The sequence below is a fragment of the Bacteroidota bacterium genome (genome assembly GCA_016713765.1).
Taxonomy (GTDB): Bacteria; Bacteroidota; Bacteroidia; order AKYH767-A; family 2013-40CM-41-45; genus Pollutiaquabacter; species Pollutiaquabacter aromativorans.
Genome location: JADJON010000003.1, coordinates 1,045,857 through 1,061,201, shown reverse-complemented (window position 1 = coordinate 1,061,201; position 15,345 = coordinate 1,045,857). Strand labels below are relative to the sequence as shown.

Below are 15,345 nucleotides of genomic sequence, written 5' to 3'. Positions count from 1 at the left end.
ACTCCCCCGCACCTTCCTCAGGCAAGTCGCAAAGGATCCATCATGATCATTAGGAGCTGAACGGACGTGCATTCCTCACCATCGGTCCCGTGTTCGCTCGTCAGCTAAGCGCCGATCCGTTTCTCAACGAACTGCTCGACGAGCTCACCCGGGGCTAGGTTGCATGGTTGGTAGCTTGTATCAGTTGTTTGTTGTTTCGGGTTTCCAGTTTCCTGTTTCGGGTTTCCGGTTTTGGGATGAGTAATTCCTTATTTCATAAGTCCTGAAGACAGTTGCATTCCAACAACTCGAAACCCGAAACTCGGAACCCGAAACCGTAACATTCCCGAACATTTTCCCCATTTCCCCGTTCAACTTCCTTGCTGAATTCTCCGTTATCTTAGAGTTGGCAAGCAGTAGAAATGTCCTTTTTTGTTGAAAATAAGCAAGTTGTGAGTCTTGTCCGGACGCTCGGACTGGTAGGCATTTGCCTGCTGGTGCTGCTTTCCGGCGCGTTTGCGCAGAGTAAGAAAGAGCTGGAACGCAAGAAAGCGCAACTGCACAAGGACATCGAGTACACCAACCAATTGCTCAAGGAGACCAAGAAGAACAAGAGTTCGTCCCTCAATCAATTGGTCAACCTGAACCGGAAGATCAACCGGCGCACGGAATTGATCCAGACGATCCAGTCGGAGATCGGTTCGGTCGATAAGAACATCGGTACGGTGGAGACGAACATCGATTCGCTCAACCTGCGTCTTGCAAGACTGAAAGACCAGTATGCGCGGATGCTGTACTACGCGTACAAGAACCAGCGCCCGGCCTCGCAACTGCTGTTCGTCTTCTCGGCGGAGAACTTCAACCAGGCGTTCAAGCGCATGCAGTACCTGCGCGAGCTGAGCCGCTACCGCCATCGGCAGCACGACATGATCGTCGCAATCCAGGATTCGCTCAGCGGCAAGAAGCGTCAGTTGCAGGATGTACGCAAAGAGAAGAGCGGACTGCTCGTGGCGAAGGAGCAGGAGAAGAAAGAGCTCGACAAGGAGAAGAAGGAACAGGTTTCGCTGCTGAGTAACCTCAGCGCGAAGGAAAAGAAATTGCGCGCCGAGTTGCGCGAGAAGCAACGCAAGGAACAGCAGCTTTCGGCCCGCATCGAATCGATCATCCGGAAGGAGATCGAAGCGGCCCAGGCTGCGGCGAGAAAACGTTCGTCGTCGGGCGCTACCGCCAGCAAGAGCAACAACGTCACCCGTACGACGGAAAAATATAATTCACCTTCCGTGCTCTCCAATACGCCGGAAGCGGCGAAGCTGAGCAGCGACTTCGAGAACAACCGCGGTCGTTTGCCCTGGCCGGTCGAGCAGGGCGTGATCACCAGTTCCTTTGGTCGTCATCCCCACCCGGTCTGGCGCGATGTGGTGGTGAACAACAACGGCGTCGACATCGGGTCCGCACGCGGCGCACGCGCGCGTTCGGTGTTTGAAGGAAAGGTACTGCGCGTGATCATGGTGGTCGACAAGTACGCCGTGCTCGTTCAGCATGGCGAGTACTTCACTTTGTATTCGAATCTCTCCGAAGTCTTCGTGAAAGCAGGGGATAAACTGACCACCCGGCAACCGATCGGGCGGATCCAGACCAGCGACGAAGACGGGCGTACGGAAGTGCACCTGGAGATCTGGAAAGGCAGTACGAAGATGGATCCCGAAGGCTGGCTGGCTTCCCGGTGATCTTCGGAAACTGCTCAATTCGCCTGAAAAGGGCGAAAGCGATCGTAAGCGGGACGGTTCAGCCGGAATTCACCCGCCGGCGGTCGGGAATTGATTACTTTTGCAACATATTCATTCAGCGATGTTAGCATCCATTCTGCTCGGATTCCTCGGAGGCCTTGGTGGCGGCGAGATTTTCATCATCCTCGTCATCCTCCTCTTGTTCTTCGGCGCCAAGCGCATTCCGGAACTTGCGAAGGGTCTCGGCAAGGGCATCAAGGAGTTCAAAGACGCCAAGAACGGCTCCGACTCCAAAGAAGACGCCAAGTAAAACCCTTACTTGCTCGAACGGATACGTTCGATCAGCATGACGGGAAGCACTTCCCGGAAGGGCTCGAGCGCTTCGGTTTCCCGGTTTTCCAACGCCTCCAGGAGGCGTTTTCCTTTTTGTACACTAATGAAGGAGATCTCCGCAGGCGGTGTGGAGTTCGCTTGTTTGCGGTCGACAAAGATCCAGCCGACCTTTCGCTTGTTGCCTTTCAGGTACAGCGTGGCGATCTTGTTCAGATGCGGGGTGATGTCATCGTAGCCCATTGTTCTGTTGTAGGGTGGTTTGGTAGTTTTTACAAATGGCCTCGATGATCTTCTCTTCCAGGATCTCTTCGGCTTCCTCGTTACGTTTGCGTGATTCGATTTCGGCGGTGACTTCCACCCGGGTGGTCTTCTCCCCGACGGGCAGGAGGTTGATCTCCACCCGTCGGGGACTCCTGAACCAGGAACCATCCTGGTAAGCCAGGATGTGTTCAGGATGGTCCTTGTCGGACTCGATTTGATAGCCCCTGCTGCGGAGGAAGTCCTCGAGCAGGTGAGCCACTACCGGTAGTGCGCAGCCAAGCAGCGCCGTTTCCATTGCCATGGGCAATACATTTTCAGCCGCGGTTAAGCGGGCGTTATTCCCAGACTGGTCGGAGGATTCACCTTTCCCGCATTTCGCAGAGCGGGACGGCGCTTGATTAGACGATGACAAAAATGGGCCTGCAGCGGCCGGAAGTCCAATAAATCCCGCCAAATGGCCGGAAGCAGGGACGAGGGGCCGGGGAGGAAGGGTGAGGGGTACCGGTAGGCGGTCCCCGGTTGGCAGTAGGCGGTAGGCGGTCCCCGGTTGGCAGTAGGCAGCAGGCAGTCTCCTTTTTCCAACTTCACATTCCCAGTCGCTAATCACAAATCACAAATAACCAATCACCACCCCCCCTCATCTTCCCGCCAGACTCGTAACAATCTAAATTTCAATAAGATAGACCACTTCCGGTCGGGGCCCATTTTTAAGGGTAAGATTATCAGGCTTTTACCATGATCCTGGGGTTCGCTTCATCGTACATTTAGATTATAACGGCCACGAAATCATATTTTTGCGACCCACTTCACGAGATTCTGCCACGAAGTAGACCTCTGACCGAACGCCATCCCGATGAAGCGCCTGCTCAATCTCCGTTTATCCCTTCTGTCAGGACTCCTGTTCCTGGCCGCAGCCATAGTACCCGTTGCACCCGTTGCAGCACAGGGCCCCGATTGCAGCGACCCGGCCTCCCCGGCCTGCTACGACCCGATCGCCGCAACGCTCGACAGCCTGGTGAACCAGAGCTTCGTGCAACGGATGTACGCCGCTGCCAACACCAATAGCTCCACGGCCTTTCAGCCGTTCGAGGTTCCCATCTACGACGACGACATCTACGCAAAGCGGATGGAACGCATCCAGACGCCCATCCCGATGACCTTCAATGACGAGGTCAAGCGTTACATCAACATGTACGCGGTTCAAAAGCGCGGTCTGACCGAACGCGTGATGGGACTGGCCAACCTGTATTTCCCGCTCTACGAACAGATCCTCGACCAGCAGGGACTTCCGCTCGAATTCAAATACCTCTCCATTGTAGAGAGCGCGCTCAACCCGATGGCTGTTTCGCCGGTCGGCGCGACGGGCCTTTGGCAGTTCATGCTGCCGACCGGTCGCTTGTACGGTCTCAAGGTCAATTCCCTCATCGACGAACGCCGCGATCCGGTGAAGTCGACCTATGCCGCCTGTCAGTATTTCAAGGACATGTACGCGATCTACAACGACTGGCTGTTGGTCATCGCCGCGTACAACTGCGGAGCCGGCAACGTCAACCGCGCCATCACCCGCTCGGGTGGCAAGCATTCGTTCTGGGAGATCAGTCCATACCTGCCGCGGGAAACACGCGGATATGTACCGGCCTTCATCGCCGTCACTTACCTGATGAACTACACCGGCGAACACAACCTCACCGCGGTTCCTCCGGTGGTCAATTTCTTCGACATCGACACGGTGTTGGTCGACCAGAAGGTCGCCCTGCGTGATATCTCCGACGCCATCGACATCCCGTACGACCTCCTCGCGTACCTCAACCCGGTGTACAAACGCGGTATCATCCCCGATGCCGAGGAAGGACAGGCGCTGCGTCTTCCGGTGAACAAGGTGAACACCTACCTCGGCAGCCTCGATCGCATTTACAAGCCGCAAGAGACCCCGGTAGCATCCGCCCTGTTTGCTTCGAACGAAGCGTCCGACGACGACGGAGCGGATTACGTCAGCGAGACCGTCAGGAAGTACCACAAAGTGCGTCGCGGCGACAACCTCGGCAGCATCGCCGGGAAGTACAATTGCACCGTATCCGACCTCAAGCGCTGGAACCGCTTGAAGAGCACCCGCCTGATGGCCGGACAAAACCTCGCCGTGTACGTCAGCGTGAAGAAGAAATCGCCGGTGATGGCGGCGCGCGTCAAACCGGCGCCCCAACCTGCCGGTACCGACACGGCCGCTCCTGCGAACGATTCCGCGCAAGCCACAGCATCCACTGCCTCCGTAAACACCACGGCTTCCCATAACGGACCCTCGATCCCGACGCCGGACAACATGAAGGTGGTTTACCACATAGTTCAACCCGGCGACACGCTCTGGAATATCGCCTCACGCTACGAAGGCGTGACCGTCGAGCGCATCAAGGAGATGAACGCCCTCCGCGACAACGAGATCAAAGTAGGCACCAAGCTCAAAGTGGTCATAGGCGGTTGATGAAGTGCTACAAGAATATTGATAAGCCGGTTTTTACCGGCTTTTTTCATTTTATCCGATTAACGTTCCAACGTTCCAACGTTTGAACGTTGGACTTCTGCTATATTTCCTAGCTACTCGGTCTCGCTCCTCGTCCCTATATCAAACCCGCCTGCCTGCCGAAGCTTTAGCGAAGGCAGGAAACCCGAAACTCGGAACTCGGAACCCGGAACCCGAACCCCGCAATTCCTTATCTTTGGTTCACCAACCATTCTCCCTCATGAAATTTCTCTCCTACCTGGCAGCGATCTGCCTCTTCAGTTTCACTGCCGTTGCGCAGGACGTTCCCAATGGTGGTTTCGAAGACTGGGCCACCTTTACCGGTTCCGGTAGTACCGGCTCGTATAATTATGACCTGCCCGACTTTTGGAAGACCACCGATAGCGTGTCGATGGCCAACGGTCCTTTGCAGCGAAGCGCCATCCGCGAAACCGCGAATGTGCATGGCGGTGCTTCGGCCCTGCATCTCAAGACCTGGCCGCTGAACATTCCGCTTCCGATCAATGCGCCTGTTCCCGGTGTAGCGTCCAATGGCAGCATCAACACGACGACCTTGTCGATCATCGGCGGCACACCCGATACCGTGCGTCACCGTAAACTGACAGGGTACTACCGTTATACCAAAGCTGGTAACGACACGGCCTCCATCGTGGTCGGACTCTATAAGTATGACACGGGTACGAATACCCGCAAAACCGTTGCAGCCGGTACGCTGCAGATCGGCGAATCCACGAGCGGCACCGCTTACGTATCCTTTGATCTTGACCTGACCTATATAGAAGGCTACAAGCCGGACTCGATGCTCATGTATATCGCCACTGGTCCGCTTGCACTCAATTCGGGCACAGTGGGCACGGAATTGTGGATCGACGACCTCGCGTTCTCCGGTACCGTCGGCATCGACGAACTGGCTTCGCCCGTGAAGAACCTCAGCGTGTTCCCCCAGCCGGCCGCTGCCAACCTGAACGTATCCTTCGAGCTGGAGCGCCCGCTGCAACTCGAAGCGCGCCTGCTGGATCTGTCCGGTAAGCTGGTACTCACCCAGGCGCTTGAATCGAACCGCGGACGTCTCGATGTTGCCAACCTGCCGGCCGGCAATTACCTGCTCAACATCGCCGACGAGCGCGGACAGGTTTTCTCATCCAAGCCGGTATCCATCCAGCATTGATCTCAACCATGGGTTACTTTCGGATGCTTCTGCTTTGCGGGTGCATGCTGCTGCTGGCCGGCGAGGGCATTGCTCAAACCAGTCAGCGCAAAGCGGTGGTCGACCTCTCCAGCGGAGACACGGCGGTGATGTCGGTCACGCTACGGCAACTTCGCAACTTCCGTAATGCCGACCCGCAGGCGCAACTGGAACTTGTCTGCCATGGCCCGGCGGTGAAACTGCTCATGACCGACAGCACTTTTTTTCGTGAACAAGTCGTCAGCCTTAAAAAGGAACAGGTGGAGTTCAAAGCCTGCGGCAACTCGATGAAACGCATGAACATCAAAGCGGAGCAACTGCTACCCGAATCCGACGTGGTCCCCGCCGCCATCATCGAACTCAGCGACAAACAACAAGAAGGCTGGAGCTACATCAAAGCCGGCCGATAAACCCCGATAACAAAAAAAGAAACCCCGGCGAACGGGGTTTCTTTTTTTATTACCGGGAACTAGTAACTAATAACTAGTAACTAATAACTAGTGTCATGTCAAGTGTAATATGACGCAAAATAAAATGTGTATTTTTGTCAAAACCTTATCCTATGACAAAATACACCATTCATCTAACCAAACCAGAACGCGAGGAACTGATGACCATCATTAATAAGGGTTCTCATTCTTCGCACACATTCAGAATCGCATACATTTTGTTGAATTGTGACCGGGGCAAGTTTGCTGAGCCCGTTACTAATGAACAGATCAGTACGGTATTGAAAGTGGGTATGCGAACCATTGATCGGGTAAAAAGCGCTTTATAGAGGAAGGTCTTGAGAATACTTTGGAAAGAAAGCCCTCCACGCGCAATTATGAGAGAAAGGCTGACGGTGAAGTTGAAGCAAAGTTGGTGACCCTTTGTTGCAGCAAGCCACCAAAAGGCCAGGCCAAGTGGTCTTTGCGGCTTCTGGCAGACAAAATGGTCGAGTTAAATTATGTAGATAAAATCTCTCACGAAACGGTGCGAACCGTTTTAAAAAAACGACTTACGTCCCTGGAAGGTAAAAGGATGGGTTATTCCGCCAGAAGCTAACGCCGAGTTTGTTGCCAACATGGAGAAAGTACTGGATGTTTATAAAAGGCCTTATGACAAGGCGAATCCAGTTATCTGTATGGATGAATCTCCAAAACAACTTATCGCAGAAGCCCATCGAAGTATTGAAATGAAACCGGGACAGCCCGCCAAAGTTGACTACGATTACATTCGCCATGGAATGTGCAATGTTTTTATGGCGAATGAGCCCTTGAAAGGAAAACGATTCGTAGATGTAAAGGAGCAAAAAACAAAAATTGACTGGGCAACCTTTGTAAAAAGAATTGCGGATGAATGGTATCCCAAAGCCAAGAAAATCACTTTGGTCATGGATAATTATAAAACTCACAGTCCAGGCGCTTTTTATGAAGCTTTTGAACCAACAGAAGCAAAGAGAATCTGGGATCGATTTGAATTTGTCTATACTCCGAAACATGGAAGTTGGCTCAACATGGCCGAAATAGAACTCAATGTCCTAAGTCGAAAATGCCTAAACAGACACATTCCCACAATGGAGGCGGTAACCGAGGAAGCGCTCGCATGGCAAATTGATCGGAATAAAAAAACGAAAGCAATCAACTGGCAGTTCACTACAAAAGATGCCCGCATAAAACTAAAGCGCCTTTATCCGTCAGTCCATGCTTGACATGACACTAGTAACTGTTCACCTTTTACTATTCGCTATTCGCTATTCGCTATTCGCTATTCACTCCCGCCTACGCTAAAGCTACGGCGGGCAAGGTTCACTGTTCACTCCCCAAATAATTCGGATACCGCACCAAATGTATCTCCTTCACCATCGAAGTAAGGCGTAGTCGCAACTCGTCGATATTGGTCCGATTGGCGGCGGAGATGAATACGCATTGCTCGCCCAACTGGCTCATCCAGCTTTTTTTGAATTCTTCCAGCGAAAGGTTCTCTTTCGTTTCGGGCGTCAGATCGTCTTCTTCCTTCGGTACATAATGATAGGCGTCGATCTTGTTGAACACCATCAGGGTGGGCTTGTCGGCCGTACCCAGTTCGGCCAGGGTTTCTTTTACCACGGCGATCTGGTCCTCGAACTGCGGATGGGAGATGTCGACCACGTGCAACAACACGTCCGCTTCCCGAACTTCGTCGAGCGTTGATTTGAACGATTCGATCAGTCCGTGCGGCAGCTTCCGGATGAATCCCACCGTATCGGAGAGCAGGAACGGGATCCGGTCGTATACCACCTTGCGAACGGTGGTGTCCAGTGTGGCGAACAATTTGTTCTCGGCAAAGACGTCGCTTTTGCTGAGCAGGTTCATCAGCGTGGATTTCCCGACGTTCGTATAACCCACCAGGGCCACGCGCACGAATTCTCCGCGTTGCTTGCGCTGGGTGGCGCTTTGCTTTTCGATCGCGCGCAACTGTTCCTTCAGGCGGGCCAGTCGGTCCCGGATGGCCCGACGGTCTGTTTCAATTTCCGATTCGCCCGGACCGCGCATCCCGATGCCGCCGCGTTGCTTCTCGAGGTGCGTCCACATGCGGGTAAGGCGGGGGAGAAGGTACTGGTATTGCGCCAGCTCCACCTGTGCCTTGGCCTGTGCGCTGCGGGCACGCTTGGCGAAGATGTCGAGGATGAGGTTGCTGCGGTCGAGCACGCGGCAGTTCAACACCTTTTCGATGTTGCGGATCTGTGTGCCGCTCAGTTCGTCGTCGAAGACCGCCAGATCGACCTTGTGTTCGGCGATGAAATCACGGATCTCGTTCAGCTTGCCGCTGCCGATGAAGGTCTTGGAGTCGGGCGCGTCCAGCTTTTGGGAAAAGCGACGCAGTGTGAGGGCGCCGGCCGTCTCCGTCAGGAAGGCCAGCTCGTCGAGGTATTCGGTCAACTGCCGGTCCGATTGTCCTTTCTGCAGTAGGCCGATGAGCACCGCAGTTTCCTGCTTACGACCGGTCGGGTGAAGGTGTTTGGACAAGGATGTTTATGCTCAGGGATTCACCTGGATGTTGGAACCGGTCTTCAACGATTGCACGTAGAGCGCGACCTGCGCGATCTCATCGGCGGAGAGCACTTTGCCGTAGGCGGGCATCTTACCCTTGCTGCCATCGGTGATCATGCCTTGCATGCTGAGGGCGTCGAGGCTGCTTGTGCTAAGGTCCGGCGCGGTACGGTACATTTTCTTGCCGTCGGTGCCATGACAGAACACGCAGTTGGCATGATACACTTTCGCGCCTTGTGCCAACGGACTGCCGTCGTCGTTATTCATCACCACCTTGGCCGGCAGGAAGGGCTTGTTCTTGCTCATCTCCGCCATGCCGTACGCGAGGACGATAAAGAGCACCGACAGGATCGCGGCAGCATAGCGCTGTTTCTTGAAGCCGATCACCCCCAGTGGGATCGCGAGGAACACGAAGACCAGTTTGATGATGTGGAACAGCTTGATTCCACCAAGGATCACCAAGAGCCATACGCCGGTCACCAGAAAGAGCGTGCTGATGATCATTTCCGGAACTTTCGTCACGGCGGTCATCGACTGCAATGCCTTCTTGTTCGTGAAGAGTAAGATCAGCTTGACCAGGTACAGGATCAGGAACAGCAGGGCGCTGATAAAGTGGATCTTGGCGAGTAGGGCGGAACTCATGGGGGGAGGATTTTCGTCAAAAGTAGGCTTTTTAAGCGTGTTCTTCTGAACAGAAAATCGGCTTAACTTGTTTCCGATCCTATGGAACTGACCAGGCGACTGCTGTTTACCCTTTTCGGACTGATGCTGACAGGCTTTCAAGGCTTTGCCCAGCCCTTTGCCATCGGTCATCTCAGCACCACCTATACGGATGCTGCCCGAAGCAGACCGGTTCCGGTGGAGATCTACTATCCTGCGGACCAGGCCGGCGACGGTGTTCCGGTCGCTGCGGGCAACGGGGAAGCGTATCCTTTGTTGGTATTCGGACACGGCTTCGTGATGAGTTGGGATGCGTATCAGAACATCTGGGAAGCGGTCGTTCCTTCCGGCTACATCATCGCGTTTCCGCGCACCGAAACCGGCTTGTCTCCCCAACATGCCGCACTCGGACAGGACATCGCCTTTGTGCGTTCCGCCCTGCTCAATGAAAACAGCGATCCTTCCGGCTTTTTCTATCAGCGCGTTGCAACGGTTTCCGCCGCCATGGGGCATTCGATGGGCGGAGGCGCCAGCTTTCTGGCTGCTGCACAGGATACGGGTTTCCGTGTGCTCGTCAATTTCGCTGCTGCCGAAACAACGCCTTCCGCGATCACCGCTGCGGCTGGCATCGACCTTCCCGCACTTTTGTTTGCCGGTGAAAATGACTGCGTGACACCGATCGCGGCACATCAACAACCCATGTACGATGCGCTCGGCAGCAACTGCCGCAACCTCGTGACTATCCGGGGCGGCAGTCATTGCCAGATGGCGGAATCGAATTTCTATTGCAACATCGGTGAGGCCAGTTGCACTCCGTCTCCCGCGATTTCCCGCACGGTCCAGCACGACTGCATCAACCGGTTCCTGCTTCCCTGGCTCGACGCACAACTGAAAGCCGATTGCGCGGCCGGTCTGATTTTCGATTCGCTTGTGCTCAACGATACCAGCGTATCGGTTCAGCGGACTTGTGCGGCCTGTGTCACAACGGCAATCTCTCCTCCTGCGAAGGCTGGGCCGAGCGTGACACTGAGTCCGTCCGGCGACCAACTGCTGTTCAGCGGCCTGAACCTGGAAGCTGGTGATGCTGTCAGGTTGTCGGACCTATCCGGAAGGGAGTTGGCCTTCCATCGGTTGCCGGCGGCGGCCAATGAATTTCGGCTCAACCTGCCGGTGCTGCCACCTGGAGCCATCCTGCTGCGCTGGGAGCGTAATTCGATGGTTATTTGGGCCGGAAAGGTTCTCCGTTAACACCGATTTTAAGGTTTCATTCACCTTTTAACACTTGACGAATCGTTATCTTCGGTCGCCTTAAACGACCTGCATGCAACGATTCTTTACGCTCCTGTGCTGCCTGTTCTTTCTGTTCATCAACGCCAACGCGCAGCAAACCTTTCCTGTCAACGGTCCCACCGACCCCCGGCACATCACCTATGCGATCACGAATGTCCGCCTCTACGTGAACTACAAGACCGTGGTCGATCCCGCCACCATCCTGGTACGCGATGGATTGATCCTGGAGGCCGGCGCCGGTGTCACGGTTCCATCCGACGCGGTCGTGTACGACTACAAAGGAAAGTCGATCTATCCGTCGCTGATCGAACTGGTTTCCGATTACGGTCAACCCGAGCTGAAGCGTCCGCAGGGAAATTTCGAAGACCCGCAGTTGCTGACGAATACCAAAGGCGCCTACGACTGGAACCAGGCCGTCAAGGCGGAGGTGGATGCCTATCGCAGCTTTGTCGCCGATACCAAGAAAGCCGAAGAGTGGCGTAAGCTGGGTTTCGGAACGGTACTCTCGACGCAACGCGACGGCGTCGTTCGCGGCACAGCGGCCTGTGTCCTGCTCGGCGATGGCGAAGAGCATGAGTTGATCCTGCGCGACCGCGCTGCCGCGGCCTATTCATTCGACAAAGGCATCTCGACGCAGGATTATCCTTCGTCGCTGATGGGCAGCATCGCCCTGCTGCGCCAGACCTGGTACGATGCACGCTGGTACAAGGAAGGCGGCAACAAGAAAGAATACAACATCACGCTCGAATCGTTCAACCGTAACCTCGAGCTGCCGCAATGGTTTGAAGCAGGCGACAAACAAAACGAACTCCGGGTCGCACGGATCGGCAAAGAGTTCGGGGTGAACTTTCTTATCAAAGGAAGCGGAGACGAGTACGAGCGCGCGGCGGAACTCAAAGCCGCCGGTTGCCGCCTGATCGTTCCCGTTGCATTCCCCGATGCGTACGACCTCTCGGATCCGTATGATGCGCTCGGTATTTCGTTGCACCAGTTGCGCCACTGGGAGTTGGCTCCCGGCAATGCTGCCACGCTTGCTCAGCAAGGCATCGAGTTCGCGTTGACCAGCAGCGACCTGAAAAACCGCGGCGACTTCTGGAAGAACATTCGGAAAGCCATCGCGCGCGGACTGTCCGAGGAGCAGGCGTTGAAAGCACTGACCGCTACCCCCGCTTCCTTCCTGGGCCTGTCCGACAAGGTCGGGGCACTGCGCAAGGGCATGCTGGCCAATTTCCTCGTGACGTCGAAGGGACTGTTTGAAAAGGACAATGCGATCCTGGAAAACTGGGTGAAGGGTAAGCGCTATCAGTTCGTTGACCCGCAACTGTCCGATCTCCGCGGCAACTATACGGTACGCATTGCCAACGGCAACAGCCTGCGCCTGAAAGTAGGCGGAGAAGCCGCTGCTCCGGAATGGTACCTCTACGACGATACCTCGGCCATCAAGGCTGCCGCAAGTCGCCTGGGTCAACAAATAAACTTCAGCTTCGAAGCGAAGAAGCGTGAGCCGAAAGGATTGTACCGCTTCACCGGCCTTGCAGAGAAATCCGCCTTCTCCGGAAATGTCTTGTTGCCTTCCGGTGAGTGGAGCGCGTGGACCGCAACGCTGGATTCCGCCTTCGTCCCCGTTGCGAAAACCGACAGCGCGAAGAAAGAGGCGCCGGTGACGGCCACCGTGCGCTATCCGAACATGGCTTATGGCTGGAAGGAACTTCCGAAAGCCACGACCGTCCTGTTCCGCAACGCGACCGTATGGACCAACGAATCCGACGGCATCCTGAAGAACGCGGATGTCCTGATCAGCGATGGCAAGATCCGGCAGGTCGGCAGCGGCATCAAAGCTCCGGAAGGCGCCGAGGTCGTGGACGCGACCGGCATGCACCTCACTGCCGGCATCATCGACGAGCACTCGCACATCGCCGTCAGCGGTTCGGTCAACGAAGGCACACAGTCGTCTTCCGCCGAAGTGCGCATCGGCGACGTATTGGACGCGGACGATGTCCAGATCTACCGCCAACTGGCGGGCGGCGTAACGGCTTCTCACCTGTTGCACGGATCGGCGAATCCGATCGGCGGACAAACGCAACTGATCAAACTGCGCTGGGGCCGCTCTCCCGAAGAACTCAAATTCGAAAACTGGCCCGGATACATCAAGTTCGCGCTGGGCGAGAACGTGAAGCAAAGCCATTGGGGCGACAAGCAAGTCATTCGTTACCCGCAAACACGCATGGGCGTGGAGCAGGTGTACAGCGATTACTTCACCCGCGCACGCGAATACGACCAGGCCATGAACGCCTGGAGCAAGGGTGATCCGAAGCTGCGGAGCGGAATCCCGCCCCGCCGCGACCTGGAACTGGACGCGCTGGCCGAGATCCTCAACGGCAAACGTTTCATTACCTGTCATTCCTATGTGCAGAGCGAGATCAACATGCTGATGCACGTAGCCGATTCCTTCGGTTTCAAGATGAACACCTTCACGCACATCCTGGAAGGCTACAAAGTCGCCGACAAGATGAAAGCGCACGGCGTTCGCGGCGTGTCCTCCTTCAGTGATTGGTGGGCTTACAAGTACGAGGTGTACGAAGCCATCCCGTACAACGGAGCGATCATGCAAAAACTCGGTCTGACCGTCGGCTTCAATTCCGACGATCCGGAGATGGCCCGTCGCCTGAACCAGGAAGCTGCGAAAGCGGTCCTCTACGGCGGCGTGAGCGAAGAAGAAGCCTGGAAGTTCGTCACCCTCAACCCGGCGAAGATGCTGCGCGTCGACGACCGCGTGGGCAGTATCAAAGTCGGCAAGGATGCCGACCTGGTGCTGTGGACCGATCACCCGATGAGCATTTATGCCAAGCCTTCCCGCACCTACGTGGACGGCACCTGCTATTTCGACCTGAAGCGTGATCAGTCGTTGCGTGAAGAGATCCGCACCGAACGGGCACGCCTGACCCAGCAACAAGCCGACGCCAAAGGGCGCGGCGAGAACGTACAGAAACCTTCGATGAACGCGCAGGTCATCAAGCACTGCGTTGAAGAAGAAATCCATCACTTCGAATGATCACGGCAGCCATGAAGAACATGAACAGAATGCTCCGCACCCTCCTCCTGCTGCTGCCTTTCGGACTGCAGGCCCAGAATCCCGCGCCGGCGCCCGCTCAGCGCGAAGCCACACTCATCCTCAACGCCACCGCGCATTTGGGCGACGGACAAGTCATCCCGAACGCCGCCATCGGCTTCGAGAACGGAAAACTGACGCTCGTAGCCGATGCCACCACCATTCGCATCGATCGGACGAAGTACGCCCGCATGATCGACGCGGCCGGCAAGCACGTCTATCCCGGACTCATCGCCTGTAACAGCTCACTCGGCCTGACCGAGATCGACCTGGTCCGTTCGACGCGCGACTACAACGAAGTCGGGGAACTGAATCCCAACGTCCGCAGCATCATCGCTTACAACACCGATTCCAAGATCATCCCGACAGTTCGTTCCAACGGCGTGTTACTCGCGGAGGTCGTTCCACAGGGTTCGTTTTTGACCGGACAGTCTTCGATCGTGCAACTGGATGCCTGGAATTGGGAAGACGCGGCTGTGCGCACCGACATCGGCCTGCACCTCAACTGGCCGCGTATGTTCGTCTATCGTTCAAGTCCTGAACAGGAAGAGAACCAACGCAACACCACCATCCGGGAACTCGCCGCCCTGGAACAACTCTTTGCAGAAGCGAAAGCGTATGCGGCTGGCGCAAAACCGCTGGAAGAGAACGTCAAGCTCGAAGCGATGCGCGGCTTGTTCGACGGCTCGAAGAAATTGTTCGTGCATTGCGACTACGTGAAGGAGATCGAAGCCGCCGTGGCATTTTCCAAACGTTGGGGCGCGAAGCTGGTGATCGTCGGCGGCGCGGACGCCTGGCGGGTCACCGACCTGCTGCGCAAAGAACAGGTGCCGGTGATCCTCGGACGTACGCATTCCCTGCCGCCGCGCGAAGACGACGATACGGACTTGCCCTACAAACTGCCGGGGTTGCTCCGGAAAGCGGGTGTCGTATTCGCGTTGAGCATCGATGGCAGCTGGCAGTTGCGCAACCTGCCCTACATGGCCGGCACGACCGCCGGTTACGGGCTGACCAAAGAGGAAGCGCTTGCCGCGATTACTGCTTCGCCGGCCGCCATCCTCGGCATCGCCGATCGTACCGGTAAACTGGAGACAGGAAAAGACGCGAACCTCCTCATCGTTTCAGGCGATCTGCTCGATATGCGCAGCTCGACGGTTGAACAGGCGTTCATCAACGGACGAAGCATCAGCCTGGACAATGTGCAGAAACAACTCTACCAAAAGTATTCCGATAAATACGGCTTAACCAAGTAAGCCGTACATCACACCATA

General features: G+C 55.8%; 12 protein-coding genes and 1 pseudogene. 9 read left to right on the top strand and 4 right to left on the bottom strand.

Features of this window, described 5'->3' with window-relative positions; all coding sequences use genetic code 11:
• The first annotated feature begins 431 nt into the window (after window positions 1-431).
• On the top strand, window positions 432-1,706 hold the full coding sequence (locus IPJ96_15305; GenBank protein ID MBK7911683.1) for a peptidoglycan DD-metalloendopeptidase family protein: 1,275 nt from the start codon (window positions 432-434) through the stop codon (window positions 1,704-1,706).
• A gap of 121 nt (window positions 1,707-1,827) precedes the next feature.
• A complete protein-coding gene (tatA, locus tag IPJ96_15300) occupies window positions 1,828-2,016 on the top strand; it encodes a twin-arginine translocase TatA/TatE family subunit (GenBank protein ID MBK7911682.1) in 189 nt (62 codons plus the stop codon).
• A 5-nt stretch (window positions 2,017-2,021) separates the two neighbouring features.
• On the opposite strand, the gene IPJ96_15295 is transcribed toward tatA, so the two are convergent.
• Both IPJ96_15295 and IPJ96_15290 read right to left on the bottom strand, forming a co-directional pair.
• Entirely contained in the window at window positions 2,022-2,279 is a 258-nt protein-coding gene (locus IPJ96_15295; GenBank protein MBK7911681.1) for a hypothetical protein, read from the bottom strand.
• On the bottom strand, window positions 2,266-2,601 hold the full coding sequence (locus IPJ96_15290; protein MBK7911680.1) for a hypothetical protein: 336 nt from the start codon (window positions 2,599-2,601) through the stop codon (window positions 2,266-2,268). Before IPJ96_15290 ends, IPJ96_15295 begins: the two co-directional genes overlap by 14 nt.
• Window positions 2,602-3,153: 552 nt before the next feature.
• Between IPJ96_15290 and IPJ96_15285 the strand changes: the two genes are divergently transcribed.
• The 4 genes and pseudogenes from IPJ96_15285 (at window position 3,154) to IPJ96_15270 (ending at window position 7,694) form a co-directional block, all read left to right on the top strand.
• The gene (locus IPJ96_15285) at window positions 3,154-4,776 is read left to right on the top strand and encodes a LysM peptidoglycan-binding domain-containing protein (protein ID MBK7911679.1); all 1,623 of its coding nucleotides are present in this window, start codon (window positions 3,154-3,156) and stop codon (window positions 4,774-4,776) included.
• 259 nt (window positions 4,777-5,035) lie between these two features.
• Entirely contained in the window at window positions 5,036-5,983 is a 948-nt protein-coding gene (locus tag IPJ96_15280) for a T9SS type A sorting domain-containing protein (protein MBK7911678.1), read from the top strand.
• 23 nt (window positions 5,984-6,006) lie between these two features.
• Window positions 6,007-6,411: a DsrE family protein gene (locus tag IPJ96_15275; GenBank protein ID MBK7911677.1), complete on the top strand. Its 405-nt coding sequence runs from the start codon at window positions 6,007-6,009 to the stop codon at window positions 6,409-6,411.
• Between the two features lie 152 nt (window positions 6,412-6,563).
• A pseudogene (locus tag IPJ96_15270) lies at window positions 6,564-7,694 on the top strand (IS630 family transposase).
• A gap of 97 nt (window positions 7,695-7,791) precedes the next feature.
• Here the strand turns inward: IPJ96_15270 and hflX are convergent.
• Window positions 7,792-8,991, bottom strand: coding sequence for a GTPase HflX (gene hflX / locus IPJ96_15265; protein MBK7911676.1), 1,200 nt, complete (start codon window positions 8,989-8,991; stop codon window positions 7,792-7,794).
• Between the two features lie 12 nt (window positions 8,992-9,003).
• Window positions 9,004-9,657, bottom strand: coding sequence for a SirB2 family protein (locus tag IPJ96_15260; GenBank protein ID MBK7911675.1), 654 nt, complete (start codon window positions 9,655-9,657; stop codon window positions 9,004-9,006).
• Window positions 9,658-9,738: 81 nt separating this feature from the next.
• Between IPJ96_15260 and IPJ96_15255 the strand changes: the two genes are divergently transcribed.
• The 3 genes from IPJ96_15255 (at window position 9,739) to IPJ96_15245 (ending at window position 15,327) form a co-directional block, all read left to right on the top strand.
• Window positions 9,739-10,923 carry a hypothetical protein gene (locus tag IPJ96_15255; GenBank protein MBK7911674.1) on the top strand — a complete coding sequence of 395 codons (1,185 nt, stop codon included), beginning with the start codon at window positions 9,739-9,741 and terminating at the stop codon, window positions 10,921-10,923.
• Window positions 10,924-10,996: 73 nt separating this feature from the next.
• A complete protein-coding gene (locus IPJ96_15250) occupies window positions 10,997-14,017 on the top strand; it encodes an amidohydrolase family protein (protein MBK7911673.1) in 3,021 nt (1,006 codons plus the stop codon).
• Between the two features lie 11 nt (window positions 14,018-14,028).
• Complete coding sequence (locus IPJ96_15245) at window positions 14,029-15,327, top strand: amidohydrolase family protein (GenBank protein MBK7911672.1); 1,299 nt, start codon at window positions 14,029-14,031, stop codon at window positions 15,325-15,327.
• The last annotated feature ends 18 nt before the right edge of the window (window positions 15,328-15,345 follow it).

Bases quoted from the DNA above. Each gene is read 5' to 3' on its own strand.
- tatA (MBK7911682.1), top strand. From the start codon at position 1,828: ATGTTAGCATCCATTCTGCTCGGATTCCTCGGAGGCCTTGGTGGCGGC.
- IPJ96_15295 (MBK7911681.1), bottom strand. From the start codon at position 2,279: ATGGGCTACGATGACATCACCCCGCATCTGAACAAGATCGCCACGCTG.
- IPJ96_15290 (MBK7911680.1), bottom strand. From the start codon at position 2,601: ATGGCAATGGAAACGGCGCTGCTTGGCTGCGCACTACCGGTAGTGGCT.
- IPJ96_15285 (MBK7911679.1), top strand. From the start codon at position 3,154: ATGAAGCGCCTGCTCAATCTCCGTTTATCCCTTCTGTCAGGACTCCTG.
- IPJ96_15280 (MBK7911678.1), top strand. From the start codon at position 5,036: ATGAAATTTCTCTCCTACCTGGCAGCGATCTGCCTCTTCAGTTTCACT.
- IPJ96_15275 (MBK7911677.1), top strand. From the start codon at position 6,007: ATGCTTCTGCTTTGCGGGTGCATGCTGCTGCTGGCCGGCGAGGGCATT.
- IPJ96_15260 (MBK7911675.1), bottom strand. From the start codon at position 9,657: ATGAGTTCCGCCCTACTCGCCAAGATCCACTTTATCAGCGCCCTGCTG.
- IPJ96_15255 (MBK7911674.1), top strand. From the start codon at position 9,739: ATGGAACTGACCAGGCGACTGCTGTTTACCCTTTTCGGACTGATGCTG.
- IPJ96_15250 (MBK7911673.1), top strand. From the start codon at position 10,997: ATGCAACGATTCTTTACGCTCCTGTGCTGCCTGTTCTTTCTGTTCATC.
- IPJ96_15245 (MBK7911672.1), top strand. From the start codon at position 14,029: ATGAAGAACATGAACAGAATGCTCCGCACCCTCCTCCTGCTGCTGCCT.